Origin of the sequence: Amphritea sp. HPY (genome assembly GCF_050870985.1) — a bacterium.
Classification (GTDB): Bacteria; Pseudomonadota; Gammaproteobacteria; order Pseudomonadales; family Balneatricaceae; genus Amphritea.
Window position 1 is genome coordinate 3,708,698 of record NZ_CP194015.1, and the last position, 18,248, is coordinate 3,726,945.

General features: G+C 49.9%; 10 protein-coding genes and 1 tRNA gene. 5 read left to right on the top strand and 6 right to left on the bottom strand.

Annotated features, from left to right (window positions below; all coding sequences use genetic code 11):
* Positions 1-103: 103 nt before the first annotated feature.
* Positions 104-1,450 (bottom strand): vWA domain-containing protein, encoded by a 1,347-nt coding sequence (locus ACQUQM_RS16530; protein ID WP_432470977.1) that lies wholly within the window; start codon positions 1,448-1,450, stop codon positions 104-106.
* 243 nt (positions 1,451-1,693) lie between these two features.
* Here ACQUQM_RS16530 and ACQUQM_RS16535 point away from each other — a divergent pair.
* Positions 1,694-1,780, top strand: a tRNA-Leu gene (locus ACQUQM_RS16535).
* An 892-nt stretch (positions 1,781-2,672) separates the two neighbouring features.
* Here the strand turns inward: ACQUQM_RS16535 and ACQUQM_RS16540 are convergent.
* Both ACQUQM_RS16540 and ACQUQM_RS16545 read right to left on the bottom strand, forming a co-directional pair.
* Positions 2,673-3,698 carry a TRAP transporter substrate-binding protein gene (locus tag ACQUQM_RS16540; protein WP_432470978.1) on the bottom strand — a complete coding sequence of 342 codons (1,026 nt, stop codon included), beginning with the start codon at positions 3,696-3,698 and terminating at the stop codon, positions 2,673-2,675.
* A gap of 276 nt (positions 3,699-3,974) precedes the next feature.
* Positions 3,975-4,733 carry a helix-turn-helix transcriptional regulator gene (locus tag ACQUQM_RS16545; RefSeq protein ID WP_432470979.1) on the bottom strand — a complete coding sequence of 253 codons (759 nt, stop codon included), beginning with the start codon at positions 4,731-4,733 and terminating at the stop codon, positions 3,975-3,977.
* A gap of 457 nt (positions 4,734-5,190) precedes the next feature.
* On the opposite strand from ACQUQM_RS16545, the gene ACQUQM_RS16550 reads away from it, so the two are divergent.
* From ACQUQM_RS16550 to ACQUQM_RS16565, 4 genes are all read left to right on the top strand, one after another.
* The gene (locus ACQUQM_RS16550; protein ID WP_432470980.1) at positions 5,191-6,294 is read left to right on the top strand and encodes a Rieske 2Fe-2S domain-containing protein; all 1,104 of its coding nucleotides are present in this window, start codon (positions 5,191-5,193) and stop codon (positions 6,292-6,294) included.
* An 82-nt stretch (positions 6,295-6,376) separates the two neighbouring features.
* Positions 6,377-6,697 carry a 2Fe-2S iron-sulfur cluster-binding protein gene (locus ACQUQM_RS16555; RefSeq protein WP_432470981.1) on the top strand — a complete coding sequence of 107 codons (321 nt, stop codon included), beginning with the start codon at positions 6,377-6,379 and terminating at the stop codon, positions 6,695-6,697.
* A 366-nt stretch (positions 6,698-7,063) separates the two neighbouring features.
* A complete protein-coding gene (locus ACQUQM_RS16560) occupies positions 7,064-8,278 on the top strand; it encodes an NAD(P)/FAD-dependent oxidoreductase (protein WP_432470982.1) in 1,215 nt (404 codons plus the stop codon).
* Positions 8,279-8,389: 111 nt separating this feature from the next.
* Positions 8,390-9,559, top strand: a complete 1,170-nt coding sequence (locus ACQUQM_RS16565) for a DcaP family trimeric outer membrane transporter (protein WP_432470983.1) — start codon at positions 8,390-8,392, stop codon at positions 9,557-9,559.
* Positions 9,560-9,782: 223 nt separating this feature from the next.
* On the opposite strand, the gene ACQUQM_RS16570 is transcribed toward ACQUQM_RS16565, so the two are convergent.
* The 3 genes from ACQUQM_RS16570 to ACQUQM_RS16580 form a co-directional block, all read right to left on the bottom strand.
* Positions 9,783-10,925 (bottom strand): JmjC domain-containing protein, encoded by a 1,143-nt coding sequence (locus tag ACQUQM_RS16570; protein ID WP_432470984.1) that lies wholly within the window; start codon positions 10,923-10,925, stop codon positions 9,783-9,785.
* Between the two features lie 60 nt (positions 10,926-10,985).
* On the bottom strand, positions 10,986-14,687 hold the full coding sequence (locus ACQUQM_RS16575) for a hydantoinase B/oxoprolinase family protein (RefSeq protein ID WP_432470985.1): 3,702 nt from the start codon (positions 14,685-14,687) through the stop codon (positions 10,986-10,988).
* Between the two features lie 481 nt (positions 14,688-15,168).
* On the bottom strand, positions 15,169-18,024 hold the full coding sequence (locus tag ACQUQM_RS16580) for an AMP-binding protein (RefSeq protein ID WP_432470986.1): 2,856 nt from the start codon (positions 18,022-18,024) through the stop codon (positions 15,169-15,171).
* Positions 18,025-18,248 lie beyond the last annotated feature (224 nt).

Sequence of the window (18,248 nt, forward strand, 5' to 3'; positions counted from 1 at the left end):
TCCGGTTGTTGATCATAATGACTACGGTTAAACAATCCTGCCGCTTTAAAATATAATTACCAAGCCCCTGAATGTAATTAGAGGCCTGGTAACTGCTGAGCTCTTAGTATGTTTGCTGGTTTGAGCGTTTATACTGACGCGCCCGTAACTCTTTACGCTGCTTATTCCAATCCTGCCCTGCCTCCATCTCTTCGGCATCCTGCAACGCTTCATCCTTTTGCTCTTGCAGGCGCGGTGAGCTTAATGCTTCAGCTTGTGAGCCCAGATAGGTGGCACTGTCTTGCAAGATTTTCTTGGCGCCCTGCAGATCACCGCTATCACGTGCTTCCAGCGCATCGCGGCTATATTCATTAGCGACCTGTTCTACTGCATCCTCATAGGCATCTTTATCCACAGCTGCTTTTACATCCTGCTGTGACTGGCTGAACCGGGCCATAGTCTGCCCCGATAGCTTCTGTTGTTGCCGGGTATAGAGGTTGTTATAGCTCACATCCACCTTGACCAGCTCGATCTCTGTGTCGGCTTTCTGCGCCGGCACTTCAACTTCAAGAATGACAAACTTCTCCTGCTCGCTATACAACTGGTTTAGCCGCGTCGTGATCTGGTTACCCATAATCTCACTTTCCCGACCGAGCAAACGCAAGGGCTTAACACCGTTCTGGCAATGGATTTCGATATTCACCCCCTGGGCAACAACCGACAACACATCACCGAACTCATATTGAAAGATAGACGCCAGATCTTCCGGGTTTTCAACAAAGGCATGGTTACCGTCACTGAAGCCTGCCAATTGAGTCATCAGGTCTTCGTTGTAGCCCAGACCGAGGCCTATAGTCGTGACACTAATCCCCTCTTTGGCCAGCGATGCTCCTAGCTGCCCCAGCTCCGCTGCCGATTGTGGGCCTACATTGGCAAGACCATCAGATAACAGAATCACACGATTCACTTTATTGCGGCTGAGATACTTACGCAGCTCGTTGGCGCCTTTGCTGACTCCGGCAAACAGGGCTGTATTACCATCGGCGTGAATACGACGAATCGCATTGTAGATAGACTGTTTGTTGCGTACCTGGGTGGCAGGAACAACTACCTGCACCCGCGAGTCGTAACTGACGACCGATACGATATCCCGTTCATCCAATCGCTGGATCGCCATAATCGCAGCTTCACGGGCGTGCTGAATTTTATCTCCGCCCATCGAGCCGGACTTATCCAGCACGATAGCGACGTTAGCAGGTATTCGGGCTTGTTTATCCTGCTGTTTAAAGCCTTCCAGCGAGATCTTAATAAAAGCACGATGGGCTTTTTCTGCTTCCATAACCGGCGTGGCAAGGTTGATGTTCAGATCTACCTGATTTGCCTGACCGGCCAGCGGCAGCAGGCTAAGCATGAAAATACCGATTCCCCGGGTGATCTTTCTTATCATATGACTGTCAGATTGAGTGTTCATGATTAGCGTCCTGAATTGGGAGTATAGTGGAACAAGGCTACTGTTGAGTCCACTCTACGCCTCAGAACGACGACAAAAGTCAGATGAATTTATAGATAATGTAAAAGATTTGTAAGTGCTGAAACTGGCCGCCTCAACGCATTCGATTCAGGCCGGTGAGGTTGTTTACAGGAAATTTTAATTATATTGCCGTATTGTCATTGACCGCCGCACAACTAGCCGTATAATACGCTCCACGTTTGTGCCAGTGTGATGGAATTGGTAGACATAGGGGATTCAAAATCCCCCGCCCTTAAAAGCGTGCCGGTTCGAGTCCGGCCACTGGTACCATGAACAAATAAAAAAGGGTCCTGCATAGCAGGGCCCTTTTTTATTTGTATCCTGAGTCGTCGGACGAGAACCGGAGGTTCGACAAACAGTTTCTAGGAAACTGTTTGGACAAGCCGCTTGCGGCGCAGCCCCATAGGGGTTGTTGCAGTCAACAGGCTGCAACAATCAATCCGGCCACTGGTACCATTACTTTAAAGCCTTGCTTCACAGCAGGGCTTTTTTGTATCTGATGCTTGGGCAAGAAAGACATAAGGGATTCACTTTCAATAAGATCAGCCCGCCCTTAAAAGCGTGCCGGTTCAAGATCCTGAATCAGCGGCCACTGGTACCATTACTTTAAAGCCTTGCTTCACAGCAGGGCTTTTTTGTATCTGATGCTTGGGCAAGAAAGACATAAGGGATTCACTTTCAATAAGATCAGCCCGCCCTTAAAAGCGTGCCGGTTTGACAAACAGTTTCCAGGAAGCTGTTTGGACAAGCCGCTTGCGGCGAAGCCCCAACGGGGTTGTTGCAGTCAACAGACTGCAACAATCAATCAGGGGCCACTGGTACCATTGCTTGATCAGTCTACAATCAAGCATCAAAAGCCCTATGAACAGGGCTACGGAAGAAAGCGGAGCTTAATAGCTACCGCTTTTTTTGTGCCTGAAATTTGCCTCCGGTCTATATCCTGCCCTTATCTCTGTACGGGCTCTGTGCACAGGGAAATCCATCAAGATCCTAGACTAACCAGACAATATCCGTTTTTACCCTTGCTAAACGAGAATTGATACTGGTTAATTAGTCACATTGAGTATCAGGATTTCAGAGAGATACTCCGTGAAGTCATTACCATTTAGAAAGCTCAGGAGTATCACCCCCTGAGCTCGGCAGTTAATAACACAAGGGCTGATTACTTTTGATTGTATTCAGCGATATTCTTTCTCAAGTCTGCAAGCGCAGCTGCACCATCAATCCCACGCTGTGACGCCGCTTCAATCCAATGCTCATCCATACCCGTTATTGCTGTACGGAACTCTTCTACCATCGCTTCGTCGCCACTCACCATGTTTATGTTGACGTTCATTTTTTTGGCCTCTGCTAAGCCTGCGACATCGCCAGCATCCCAAGCTGCACCAGCCAACGCTGAAAACTTCTCTCCGGAAACTGACAATATAGCTTCACGATCTTTACTGGACAGAGAGTCAAGAAACTCTGGGTTAATGAAGAATGAGAAGCTACCCAGATACATTCCACCAGGCAGTAAGGTCAGGTTAGGTGCCACCTCAGTTAAACGGAAATCTTTTTGCGATGCCACGGGCATAAATACACCATCCACAATACCCTGTTGCATCATCTCATAAACCTTGGACCCCGGAGCTCCAACAGCTGTAATGCTGAGGCGCTTACCCAATTCTGCTTGCACTCCTCCCCCCAGGCGGATCTTCATCCCTTTCAAGTCTGCGAGGCTTTCTAGAGGTTTAGCTGTATGGATCTGGCCAGGCCCGTGGGTAAATAAGCCCAGAACATGCAGACCAGCATGTTCGTCCGCTTTGGCAAAATACTTCTGATGGGCTCGCCAGTACGCCACTGAAGCTGCTTCGGCATTTGCATCCATTAAAGGCTGTTCAACCGCCTGTGTCAGGATAAAGCGGCCTGGCACATAGCCGTGGTAACTCCAGCTCGCATCAACAACACCGTCTTCAACCAGATCAAACATGGTTTTAGGGTGACCCATACCATATTCAAGCTCAACTTTCACACGGCCCTCAGTCGCTTCTTCAACCCACTTCCCCCAGGTTGGAAAAACTACACTATTCTGAGGATGCGCCGGTGACGCCCAGGTTGCGATACGCAGCACCTGATCTGCCATTGATTCGAAGGAGAAAGCTAACCCAAGAGTCAGGGCTGAAATTTTCAGGAATTGATACTTCTTCATGTTTTACCTCATCATTTTTTTTATTGGATTGAGTCTTAAAAACAAAACAAACTTCTTAAACATTCATTTTTTTAAAATCTTATATTTTAATACAAAAACAAATAGTCGAGCTCAATAAAAATACTCAGCAATAAAAACAGAATATTAATAAAGAAACACTGAAACAAAAAACACATGACAACAATCATTTGCTCATTATATTTATCAGATAATATTACCAACACTAACTATCAACATACTTAAAGCATTTATAAAAAAACAGCACACCAAAACAATCTAAACCAAAAAAGAAAACAGCTGGCTTTGAGTACCTATACCAAGCTTTTCATAGGATTTACGTCGATGGGTTAACACTGTATTCACACTTATATTAAGATTAAGCCCAATGGCTACTGAGCTATATCCTAAAATTATCATAGCGCACACTTCCCGCTCCCTGTCAGTAAGGATATCTCCACAACTACTCATTAACCGACGAGAGATCCAACTGAAGGTGAGCTGAACCTCATCTTTTTCCATCAAATTAATATGTTTTTTCAGTAAGGCGGCGAGCACCTCCCCCCACTCCTGAATACAGCCTACATCGCCAGACTGGAAACGACCTACATCCTCTAGTCTGTATAGGCTCAGACAATAGGCCCAGTGAGTGCTTTCATGCAAAAGTGATAGTTTATCAAGTATGTGACAGCGCTCTATCAGCGTATGCCTGTAGTCCTTATCATCAATATCATCAAACTCCCTATGCAAGAAGACAGGGGATGAAAAATCACATGTACTTATATCATTTATGAAAGTTGGATCTCGTGTATAGTAACTATGATCGTACAGTTCTGAGCATTCCCGAGCCAGGTCTTCGCTAATATCTCCCTGGGTAAATAAGGTCAGACAGCGCTTCTTTTCACGCGGGTATTTAACAAGAATACAGTGGTTAGCACCGACCAGGCGCCTCATACTATCAACAAGGTTCTTCTCGAACACTTCAGTTCCCACGCTATCAATAAGTGGCGCAAGACCCCAATCCGTACTGTCATTCATAACAACCCAACTATTCAAGAATGATTTTCCGATCTCCGTCCGATTTATGTCCCTACTGCTCCCTGCTCGCAGAGATATTCCTATCTGAGACCCTGCTAATCTTTTAAAAACCTAACCCCAGATCACTAAAGCCGCTCCAAAACCAACATAGTTAATATATTTACTACTATCAATTGACAAATCCTTTGATTGAGTTATTGGTAGCCACCCATTGCTATTAATCGTTAAGCGCCCCGACATACGGGGCTTACACGTCTGAGTAGGCTGATATATTTTGCCACCAGATTAATAATAACCAACAACAAAACCAAGCCTCTCATTTTTCAATATCACTAACATCATAGTAAATACACAAGTTGTATGCATCACAATTTACTGTGAGTGCGTTTACAGATTTTCTGCCGTAAATTGAAAGTATCTATTGAAACATAACAAGAACTATAAATGGACCACTGAAATGTCAGAAAAACTTACTAAAGTCCAACGCGCAGCCAAAGTCGCAGGCCGACGTATGGCAGACCACACCACACCTTTCATTAATAACATGTGGTATATCGCCGCCTTCACAGACGAGATAAAAAGAGAACTTATTGCCCGCACTATTCTGGGAAAACAGCTGGTTTTTTTCCGTCAGGAGGATGGTTCTCCAACCGCACTGGATAACCGCTGTGGCCACCGTTCATTTCCCCTTTCAAAAAGTAAACTCGAAGGAGACACAATTGTTTGTGGGTATCATGGGATGCGGTATGACGCCAGCGGCACTTGTATAGAAGTTCCTTCACAAAAAGGGTGTGGTTGTAGTGGTATCTCAATCAGGAGCTTTCCTGTAGTAGAGAGAGGGCCTGTTATCTGGATCTGGATGGGTGATGAGGAATTGGCCGATCCCGCAAAAATCCCACAACTCCCTATGCTGGAAGAGGGCTGGGTCACATCCCACGACCACATGGATCTGAAGGCAAATTATGTATACCTGCACGAGAATCTACTGGACCTGACTCACCTGAGTTACCTGCATGCTGCAACCTTCGGCACACCGGATTACGCCGAGGCAGAATTTGAAACCAAGATAACCGAAGATCGCATGTTCCTTAAGCGCAACGTGGTGCCAACCCGGTTGCCCCCGGTTTGGGGCAAACCAACCAACCTGGAGGGTAAGGATGCGGCCCGAATTACCACTTCAGACTTTGTCTCCCCTGCGCTGCATATCGTGCACGCAGAATTTTACGACATTAACATTCCGGAAAGTGATCGCCCCGATTACCGCATAAAAACAGCTCATTTCGCAACACCTGCGACACAACATGAAACTCACTATTTTGTACTTCACGGCCGCAATTTCGCACTGACAGATGACAGCGTGACAGACTTCATGCATGGCCAGCTCATGGCGGCATTCGACGAAGACGTAGTTGGCCTGGCAGCCGTGGATGAGTTGATCCGTAATCATGATGGTGAAGACTATTACGAAATATCTGTTGCCTCAGATAAAGCAGCCGTAGCTATGCGCCGATATCTGAAGAAGTTATCCGATGCTGAGCATGTAGCATCATCCAGCGACTAAAACCTCCCCCAGACTGATCAACCAGTTACAGCCCCGTTATTAAATTCAGGGCTGTAATTAACTTATTAGATAGGAGAAAGCGATGTCTATCGTACTGAATGTAAATGACCTTTCAGGTGACAATCATAATCTGACAGCCGAAACAGATATCACATTAATGGAAGCCTTGCGCGACAATGAGCTAGGTGTGCAAGCGATATGCGGTGGAAACTGCGCTTGTGCCACGTGCCACGTCATTATTGATTCATCGTGTACCAACCTGCTTGTTCCAGCAAATGAAGAGGAGCAGGAACTGTTATCGATTTTGGAGAACCTGACCCCCACTTCTCGGCTCAGCTGCCAGATTAAACTGTCGGCTCAAATGAACAACCTGAAACTCACCGTCGCACCGGAAGAAGATTAAGGAACCTGCGAACAAGTCCCGCTCGTGCTCTGCAAGTCCTGAAGCACCCAGAGGGCATGCTACCTGTAGTAGCAAGGCGAAGTACGCCATTAATGGCCAGAGTCCTTAATCAGAACTTCAACAAAGCAGGTACGGGCTTCAGGGCTTGCCCTACGGGGCTTTCGGAAAATCCCACACTCTGTGTCAGAACTTATTATAAGGTCTGGACATTACTGCAAAGTTCTTCCTTGATTGTGAACTTTCCCGTAAGCCAGCCCCCAAAGGGGATGATAAATGCCGTCAGGACTTATTCGTAGGTTCCCTAAGTTTTATTCCCTGCTATGGGCTGTAGTTTTAAAAAATTTATCATTAACGGAGCAAACAATAATGAGCCACGTAGTAATTATTGGCGGCGGCCATGCGGGTAGCCAACTAATCTCCAGCTTGCGCCAACATAAGTTTAGTGGGCGTATAACGTTAATAGCTGACGAGAAAGCGCTCCCGTATAATCGTCCATCGCTCTCTAAAGACTTCTTGTCTGGTGAAAAAACAGAGCATCAGATAGCACTGCTCCCAGATGCAGTTTTTGCATCTGATAACATCAACTGTATGTTAAATACGACAGTCACTCAGCTTAATCCCAATTCAAATAGTATTAGGTTGAGCGATGGATCAAACCTCAATTATGATTACCTGGTGATCGCGACAGGATCAGTACCGCGGCAACTGGACATCCCTGGATCAGACCTGAAAGGCATCCATTACCTTAAGACCTTGAATGATGCAAAAAACCTTCAGGCTGATATTAAAAATGCTAATAAGATGGTCGTTGTTGGCGGTGGTTATATCGGTTTAGAGATTGCAGCAACCGCAAGAAAAAAAGGGCTCGACGTCACTATCCTAGAGATGGCACCACGTATCCTGCAACGAGTCGTAGCACCGGAAGTGTCAGATTTTTTTATGCGAATTCACACGGAGCAGGACGTTAATATCGTAACAAATATATCTGCTCAAGCGTTCAAAGGCCGTTCACACGTCAAACAGGTTGTCGCTTCTGACGGACAATCATTTAACGCCGATATTGTGGTAATTGGCGTAGGGGTCATACCCAATGACGCTTTGGCCCATGCCGCAGGCTTAGTATGCGATAACGGCATTCTGGTCAATGAATATTGCCAGACAACTCAGGACAATATTTTTGCCACCGGTGACTGTACCAACCACTTCAATCAAGTTTATGGCAGGCGAGTACGACTGGAATCAGTGCAAAATGCGGTTGATCAGGCTAAAACTATCGCCTCCTGTATTGTCGGCAACAAAAAAGCTTACAACAGCATCCCCTGGTTTTGGTCCAGCCAGTATAACCTTAAATTACAGATTGCAGGCTTAAGCCAGGGGTACGATCAGCTGGTTATTCGCGGTGACGCTACGAGTGATTCTGTTTCCTTCTTCTATTTGAAAGAACGCCGTGTAATAGCCTGTGACGCAGTCAATCAGGTTTCTGACTTTATGAGCAGTAAAAAGCTCATTGAACGAAAAATCATTGTTGATCCGGCCCAGCTCATAAGTACCGAAGTGGCCATCAAGTCCCTCATAGAATAATCAACCAATTTTAATGCGCTAAAAAGGAGAATTATGAATAAATAGTTAATATGTTAAGCACATCGCTATGCAAAATAATAAAAACCAATGACTACGAAGAATAATAAAATTATGAACTATAAAAACGAAATTAGGACTATTGCTGGCCTGTCAATCTGTCTGGCTTCGACTATGGCACACAGTTTCGAACCTTTTCAGGTGGGTAATACCTCTGTCAAGATCGGGGGCTATATCAAGGCGGATCTGATTCACAGTGACGTTTCTCAATCCCTTTCAGGGCTCTCTGTAGGTGACGAGCTCATTGCTGCTGGTTTTATCCCACTAGAAGGAACCGCTAAAGCTGATAAAAAAGACACACGTATGAATGCACGTGAAAGCCGTTTGATTATCAGTACTGAGACACCTAGAGCCAGTGGAGCTCTGAAAACACGCTTCGAGGGCGACTTCTACGGCTCCGATGGTACTGAAAGGTTTAGCAACTCCCACAACTTCCGTATGCGAATTGCCTGGGCTGAGTTTGGCAAATGGGGTGTAGGACAAAACTGGTCCAGTATGATTATTTTTCCTTCCCTTGCTGAACAGAATAATTTTAGTGGCCTGACAGGTGGACCTTCAGCACTTCGTCAGCCTGCCTTCCGCTATACCGATGGACCTTTTCAGGTCTCACTTGAGAACCCAGAAACAACACTCACAAATCTGGCTCCTGGCCCGGGCTCCCTAACAACTTCTGGTGATGGCATCCCGGATCTGTTCGTTCGTTACAATATGAAAGGTGAGTCGCACAATACCTCAGTTGTCGGTATAGGTCGCCAACTAACAGATTCTGCCGGGGATAACTCAACAGTGGGGTTTGGTCTTGTGGCTGGCGGCAACATCAAGATCAATAATTCCAAAGATCAATTCAAATGGTTTGCTGCAAAGGGAGCTGTAGGACGCTTCGTCGGCGGTAATTTCTTTGCCGATGCAGAGCCTACAAGTAGTGGAAGTATTGATGCTCTCGACACGACTGCGATCAACCTGGCCTACCAACACTGGTGGACATCAAATATACGGTCTACTCTCCAATACTCGTATACAGAGGCGGATAACAGTGATTATGTCAAAACAGCAGCGACAGGGTCTGTAAACAAGGAAGCGACTTCAATGATGGCTAATGTCATGTGGAATATCTCACCTCAGACTCGAGCAGGTATTGAGATTAGTAATACTGAACGTGTTGTCGAGGGGGGAAGCAGCGGCGATTTGAATCGCATTCAATTTTCCATTAAGCAATCATTCTGATAGGTGGACTGATTTAACGAGCATATAGCAACCTTCTTTCAACAGGAGAGCGCTAGAATATAGATCATCATCTATCCTCAAAAAGCCGGATGCACCAGCCCCCTTCACTGGAAAGTATCCGGCTTTTTCTATCTATCCTTCAAGTCAACTCATACAAAGCTTGTATTTAATCAGGGGAGGCAACAGCTATCCTGCTATGGGAGATCAGCAAATAAACGCCTGATCAATCCTCATCAAAGTACCAATATCCCTTATTAATCCAGACAACCATCTGCTCAAGAAAAGCGCTGTTTTCCATCCACTCAGCCAGGCTATCCGCCGTTAGCACGGGGTCGTTGCATAGGATAGGGATGACATCAGCCAGATCCGCGCTAAGTGATTCTGTTTCACCATTAATGAACAATATGCCTTGCTGATAGCTATTTTCGAAATACAAGCAACGAAGACCACCTAAGCGAATTAAGTCTTTGCTTTGGATTGTTTCCACCAAGTCAGACACTTGAAAACCTAACTCGCTTTCAGGCAGGTCAAGTTCGCACTTAGAGGTCGTCAGACGACAGCCACTGAACTGACTAATCAGCTTATCGTCGAGGGTATCAAGCAGTTGTTGTTTTATGCGGGAGAAATCCGCTGGGGTAACACAACCAGACTTAGTAGAAATACTCCGATCAGGATCGGCAATTTGTTCCTTACCCAGCTCATTATCAATCAGGTAGTCGGCAATACCACTGAGCATATCGCTGGCTGACGCAGTACGGTAACCAACAGAAAAGCTCATCGAAGGCTCAAGCGATATTCCGTCATGAGGATAGCCAGGAGGCAGATAAAGAATATCACCGGTATTTAATTCAATATCCAGAATTGGCTCAAACGGTTCACAATGTAACAAGGCAGGATGGGCAGCAAACTCTGTATGCCCACCCAGATCACCCACCCGCCACCGACGACTGCCGGAGCCCTGGCAGATAAATACATCGTATAGATCAATATGGGGACCGACACTCCCCCCCGGCGTGGCAAAGCTGACCATGACGTCATCTAAACGCCACCTTGGAATAAAATCAAAGCACTGGATCAGGTCTTCTGCCGCAGGCAGCCAGTTGTTCAGCGCTTGTACAATCAACGTCCAGTCTTTTTCACCTAGGTGCTCGTAGCATTCAAACGGACCAAATTCAGCCTGCCACTGCTCATCTTTTTGAAAAACTCGGCGTGACTCGACTAACTCATCACTGGCCAGGCCCGCCATTTCATCTGCAGAAAGCAGGTCCTGAAAATTTTTAAATCCCTGGCGAATAACTAACGGCTTTTTCTGCCAGTATTCAGCCAGGAATTGCTCAGGTGTCAGATCGTTCAATTCAAGCTTCATAACAGGCTCCAAAAATAGTTGCTGGCATCCTAACAGCCATCAGCTCTTCAGACCTTGTTGTTAATCACTTTTACCATAACCCCCGCCTCCCGGCGTAGCCACCACGAAGCAATCTCCCGGTTGCATCGCTACCTGGGCGGTGGCGCCCAGATCTTCACGACTGCCATCCCTCCGTTCCACCCAGTTTTCTCCGGGGCAGCCCGGTTCTCCACCTTCGACGCCGAAAGGGCGTGTACTGCGGTGAGACGACAGGATGGCAGCGGTCATGGCTTCGAGAAAGCGGATCCGTCTGATGACTCCGTCACCGCCGTTTTGCTTACCACGACCTCCGGAGCCATCACGAAGCTCGAAGCTCTCCAGCAGTACCGGATAGCGCCATTCCAGCACTTCCGGGTCAGTCAGGCGGGAGTTGGTCATATGCGTCTGGACGGCGCTGGTGCCATCGAAATCGGGTCCTGCGCCCGAACCGCCGCACAGGGTTTCATAATACTGATAACGGTCGTTGCCGAAGGTGAAATTGTTCATGGTGCCCTGTGAGCCTGCCAGAACGCCCAGCGCACCATAGAGACTGTCCGTAATCCACTGGGAGGTCTCCACATTTCCGGCTACCACGGCAGCAGGGTAGGCGGGATCCAGCATGGAGCCTTTCGGGATATGGATCTCCAGAGGCTTCAGGCAGCCCTGATTCATGGGGATCTCATCATCCACCAGAGTGCGGAAGACATAAAGCACGGCTGCATGACAGACCGAACTGGGGGCGTTGAAGTTTGTGTCGCGTTGGGCCGAGGTGCCACTGAAGTCAATACGGGCCGAGCGTTTTGCCTTATCTATACGGATGCTGACGCAGATCTCGGCACCATCGTCCATGCGGTAGCGGAACTCCCCGTCTTTGAGTACATCAAGCACCCGACGAACTGATTCTTCGGCATTGTCCTGGACGTGCTGCATATAGGCGTGAACTACCGGCAGACTAAACTGGTCGATCATACGACGAAGTTCCCGCACCCCTTTTTCGTTGGCCGCGATCTGAGCCTTGAGATCGGCGATATTCTGATCGGGATTACGAGCCGGATAGGGACCGGCTGCCAGCAGATCACGCATCTGCCGTTCCATAAAACTCCCCCTTTCCACCAGTTTGATATTGTCGATCAGAACGCCCTCTTCTTCTACCGAGCGGCTATCCGGCGGCATGGAGCCGGGTGTAATACCGCCGATATCGGCGTGATGTCCCCGGGAGGCGATATAAAAGAGCACCTGTTTGGCCGTTTGCCTATGAGCGTTATCGTCGAACACCGGCGTGACGACGGTGACGTCGGGCAGATGGGTACCACCGTTATAGGGGGCGTTGAGTATAAAGACATCTCCCGGTTCCATACTGCCGGCATGCTTATCGATGACGCTGCGTATACTCTGCCACATGGAACCCAGATGAACCGGAATGTGGGGGGCGTTGGCCACGAGATGTCCCTGTTGATCGAAGATGGCACAAGAGAAGTCCAGGCGTTCTTTGATGTTCACCGAGTAACTGGTGTTCTCCAGGGTGAAGCCCATCTGTTCGGCGATGGACATAAACAGATTGTTGAACACTTCCAGCATTACCGGATCCACCGCGGTACCAATAGCTACCTGTCGCTCCAGAGGGATCACCCGCTCCAGCAGAAGATCGCCCCGTTTGGTGCATGTCGCCTGCCAGCCGCACTCCACCACATTGGTCCCCGTGCTTTCCACGATGATGGCGGGGCCCTGAATGCAGGCACCTGATTGCAGTTTCTCCCGCTGATACAGGGGAGCATCATGGGCGCGGCCGTCGCTGTAGAAACGGGTTCGGGCCATGGCTTTCAGCGTTCTCTCCGTCTCCGTCTCCATCACTGCCCCATCCAGCATCACAGGGGCTGCGCCCTGATCGCCGGTAGATGGCATCTCTCCCTGAGATACCTCCTGATGAGTGGTGCCGATTACCTCGACTGAGATCGCTTCCAGTATCAGGGATTTGTCAGCAACAATAAAGCCGTAGCGTTGACGATGTGCCGTCTCAAAGGCCATGCAACTGGATTCGAAGTCGTTGAATTTCACAACCAGCGCGGAATCCGTACCCTCATATTTGAGATGGGCTCTATAGATCGCCTTAATCTGATGGTCCGGAACCTGTTGTTGCCTCACCTCCTGACGTCCCTCATCTTCCAGGAGCTGGTAGTCCGGTTTAAGACTATCGGCCAACGGGGCAGTAAAACGTTGCTCCACTGCCTGCTGGTGCAGAGAACGGATATCTGCCAGGCCCATGCCATAAGCCGATAGAACGCCGGCCAGTGGGTGAAACAGCACCCTGGTCATCCCCAGAAGGTCCGCCACCTGGCAGGCATGCTGGCCTGCGGCGCCACCGAAGCAGCACAGGGCGTAATGGGTGACGTCATACCCCCTCTGGGTGGAGATCTTTTTGATAGCGTTGGCCATGTTCTCAATGGCGATACGCAAAAAACCCTGGGCGACCACTTCGGCGGTAGAGGATCTGCCGGTGGCTGTTTCTATCTTACTGGCCAGTGCTTCGAATTGTGTGCGCACCACCGCTTTGTCCAGAGGCTGGTCGGCGCTGGGGCCGAATATATGAGGGAAATGCTCGGGTATGAGCTTGCCCAGCATCACATTGCAGTCGGTGACCGTCAGGGGGCCCCCTCTGCGATAGCTGGCCGGCCCCGGGTTAGCGCTGGCGGAATCAGGGCCGACCCGATAACGGGAACCGTCGAAACTGAGTATGGAGCCCCCTCCCGCCGCAACAGTGTGGATCTGCATCATCGGCGCTCGCATCCGCACGCCCGCCACCTGGGTTTCAAACGTGCGTTCGTACTCGCCGCAATAGTGGGTGACATCGGTAGAGGTACCGCCCATATCGAAACCGATAATCTTATCGAAACCGGCCATGGCGCTGGTACGCGCTGCGCCAACTATCCCGCCGGCGGGGCCGGAAAGTATGGAATCCTTACCCTGGAAAAGCTCGGCATCCACCAGCCCACCGTTAGACTGCATAAACATCAGCTTGGCTCCGCCCAGTTCCGCTGCTACCTGATCTACGTAGCGGCGCAGGATCGGGGATAAGTATGCATCCACTACCGTGGTATCGCCACGGCTTACCAGCTTCATCAGAGGACTGACCTCATGGCCGGTGGATATCTGGGTAAAACCGATCTGCTTTGCCAGGCCGGCTATCAGTCGTTCATGATCACAATAGCGGTAACCGTGCATAAGCACGATAGCGACGGATCGGATGCCGCGATCATAAGCGCCCTGCAGTGCCAGGCGCGCAGACGCCAGATCCAGAGGGGTCAGAACCTCTCCGTGGACGCCGGTGCGCCCGATAACCTCTTCGACCTCCCGGTAAAGCAGTTCGGGTAAACAGATGTGGCGATCAAACAACCTGGGCCGGTTCTGGTAGGCGATCCGCAGAGCGTCGCGGAACCCCTGGTTGATTAGCAACAGACAAGGCTCCCCTTTGCGTTCCAGCAGGGCGTTGGTGGCGACGGTAGTACCCATCTTTACCGCAGCAATGCGCTCTGAAGGGATGGGCTGCTCCGATGTGATGCCCAACAGGTCGCGGATACCCTGAATGGCTGCATCCCGGTACTGTTCCGGATTGTCGGAGAGCAGCTTATGGCTCACCAGGGTACCGTCCGGGCGGAGAGCCACCACATCGGTAAAGGTTCCCCCCCGGTCGATCCAGAACTGCCATTGGCCGCTCTGCTGGTTGGAACTCGCTGCCCTTTTATCCATTGTTGCTATTCCAGAATTACCCATGCCAGTAATAAGAAAAGTATAACTTCTTATGGTCGATCACGTTCTGCGTACTATGGACCTGACAGATAAAGGCTATCAAAGGAAATCTATAGAAATACAAAGCGTTGCTAGTGATTCACCTTCACATAAGATCTTAGCCCGCCCTTTAAAGCGTGCCGGTTTGACAAACAGTTTCCAGGAAATTGTTTGGACAAGCCGCTTGCGGCGAAGCCCCATCGGGGTTGTTGCAGTCAACAGGCTGCAACAATCAATCAGCGGCCACTGGGACCATTACTTGATCTGTCTATCCTTCAAGTATCAAAAGCCCTATGAACGGGGCTACAGTAGGAAGCGAAACTTAACGGTTAGCGCTTTTTTATGCCTGAAATTTACATCAGGTTCATATCTTTTCTGTTTCCTGGATAAAACCTGAGCGCCGGCGATTGCAGCAGTGCGACCTGTTCCTTCCCGTGTGAATTTACTCTGTCTCTGTAGTTGCAGTTTCCGTAATTAAATCCGCCTCGCCAGATAGCCTCAGCACTTCAACCCGCGTGCGATCCCGCAAAACTATCGCCTGTTGCCAAAGGCTTTCCCCTTCCGCCACATGACTGGATATAGGTTCTCCAATAGAAATAATGATGTGCCCACGTCGCGGGAACCAACTGTCTGCACGGAGCATAGTGCGGGTCCCCCTTATCGCCAGAGGCACCACGGGCAGTTGCTGCTGGCAGGCTGTTGTAAATGCGCCAAGATGAAATGACCTGAGACCGGAAACGCGAGTGAAGGTACCTTCAGGAAAGAAGAAAAGAGGCGAACCTTCTCTGGCCTGTTGCGCCAGATGAGCTGTATCGGCGCTGCCCTGATCAGGATCGAAACGCGCAACAAACTCAATACCAATCTTACGTAGCAGGAAAGCGATCAGTTTTTTTCTTTTCAGCTCCCCTTTGGCAACAAACCGCACACAGCGCGGTAAAAAGCCCACCAGAGCATAGCCGTCCAGATAACTGGAATGATTGCAGACAAAAACAGAGGCTTCGCCTGACAGCGGCAAATGCTCAGCACCTTCAAGCCGCACCGAAGTACCAGTAAGAAAACCAAGCAGCCGGACCGCCTGACGGATCACCCACCAACGCAACCGCACACCCGGCAGTAACAGAAACGGCGGTAGAGTCAGACAAAGCAACAGGCCGTAAAGCCCCCAGCCATAGCAGGCAAAGGCATAGTCCAGAGACCGTTGCCAGAATCTGAACAGCCGACCTTTCAACTCCCCCCAACCGATACGCAGCCATTGCAACCAGCGACTTTCAGGCGTGCCATGGAAGTTGCCCTCCTCGTACAGAGCTTTGCAGGCAGAACGGCGTACCTTGCCGCTGGAAGTTTTTAGTATCCGGTTAGGTGCAACCAGCAACACCTCATCTACCGGCTGTCCCAACAGATCTACAGCCAACCGATTGATTTCAGTACTTAGTTCTGCGCGGCGGGTTTCATCCTTCTGGCGGGTTTCAGCCACCACCACTAAACGTTCGGTTCCCCGCTCGGGACTCCGGCTACCAAAAGCGACCACGCAGCCTTTGCGTACTCCCTCCATGTTTCCGGTGGCGGTTTCCAGTTCAGACGGATGAATATTTCGTCCCGCCAGTATAATCAGGTCCTTCTGTCTGCCGGTCACATAGAGCTCGCCTTCAGAGATATAACCGAGATCACCTGTTTCGAGCCAGTCACCATGGAACAGGGTGGCGGTTTGCTCCGGATTACGATAGTAGCCACTGGTTGAAGAGGGGCCCTGAAACTGAATTCGCCCTTCCTGTCGGTCTGGCAGCTCCCGGTCGGTGTTATCCACAACCCGAAGCTGATGCCGTGGCAAGGCTCGTCCGCAGGCAACAACTTCAAGCGCCCCTTTACCTTCTTCTGAGCAGGGCTCTGCCCAACCGGTACGGTTAAAACGTTCCCGGTCGATCAGACTTACCCCCGGGCCCCGCTGCAGCGGAGGAAACGCCAAACCTACAGTGCTCTCAGCCAGACCATACACCGGCATCATCGCCCTGGGGTTAAAACCACAGGCAGCAAACCGTTCACAAAATGCACTTAAGGTCTGCGGACTGACTGGCTCGGCTCCGTTAAAAGCACAGCGCCAGGTTGATAGATCAAGCCGCTTTTGCGTCTCATCATCAATCAGGCGGACACTGTGCTCAAAACCAAAGTTGGGCGATGCCGATAAGGTTCCCCGAAAGCGGTGAATCGCTTCCAGCCAGCGCTGAGGCCGGGCAATAAAGCTTAGAGGGGACATAATCACCAATTGCGCAGCATGGTATAGACTGCCGAACCAGGCCCCGATCAACCCCATATCGTGATAGAGCGGCAACCAACTGACAAACACATCACTGGAACTGGCCTGCACCACCTCCCCCATGGCACGCACATTTGCCAGTAAGTTAGCATGGGTCAGCACCACGCCTTTAGGGGTACCGGTACTGCCAGAGGTGTACTGCAAAAAAGCGATATCCTCAGCGTGAAGTTTCGGCAGAACCAGGTTCTCGTAATCTGTTTGCACCTGATCTGCCGTCACCAGGTGGCGTAACGATCTCACCCGACTCCGTAGCAAACCGGCGAATGGCAAAGCTTCAGCCTGAGTCAGCATGATTCCTGCACCGGCATTCTGCACTATGCTGACATGGCGGTTAAGATGCTCTTCAATCTGGCTAATTCTTCCCGGCGGATAGATCGGACAAGGGATGCCGCCAGCGTACAGCACGCCAAAGAAACAGTAGAAATAGTCTTCGCAGGTTGGCAGCATCAGCACAACCGGCTCCTGGGGCTGCAGATCCAGTTTTTGTAAGCCCGCAGCAATCCGCATCGCCCCTGCCTTCAGTTGGCGAAAGCTGATCGTTGCGCCCTCGCCATCCGGATCGTAGAGCCGGATATGGATTCGGTCTGGATCATTTTGCAGATGCCACTCCAAAACCTCTGTCAGGGTCTTTGCTCGCTCTGGCACAAGGCAGGGCTCCTGCAACACCGCATCAACACTCTCAACCTCAGGCAGAACAGGGCCTGAGACCCGGCTTTGCCCGCCCACTACGGCTCTTAGAAGATCACGAGGGGTCTCTGCACTGCTCAACAGTGAATCGGGCAACGCCACATCAAAAGTGCGCTCCAGGCGCAGCAACAACTCAACCCTGCCAAGGCTGTCAAAAGCGAAATCTGTATCCAGAGAGCTATCCAGACTCAACTCTGCAGAAAAAGGCTGCTGGGGATGCAGCTCACGCGCGACCTGCTTTACCGTTTGCAGGATTTGGGTGGCAACACTCTGTGTTGTCCGGTCCTGAGTTTCCTTCAAAGCTATCTCCCTAGAGGACTGTGCTCAAATCATAGTATAGGAAGATTGCTTATATCGCGGGAGGTAGCAAAACTGGATCCGCGATACGGGAGAGAAAACGACAAGATTATTACGCTTCAAGCCTGAAAAATCCCTGAGACGAGTTCCCTTTGGGGTCATCGGCGAAACTCCGACGTAGTCTCGCTTTACTCGGCTCGACGCCAGTTGTTGTGTGTTATTTAATC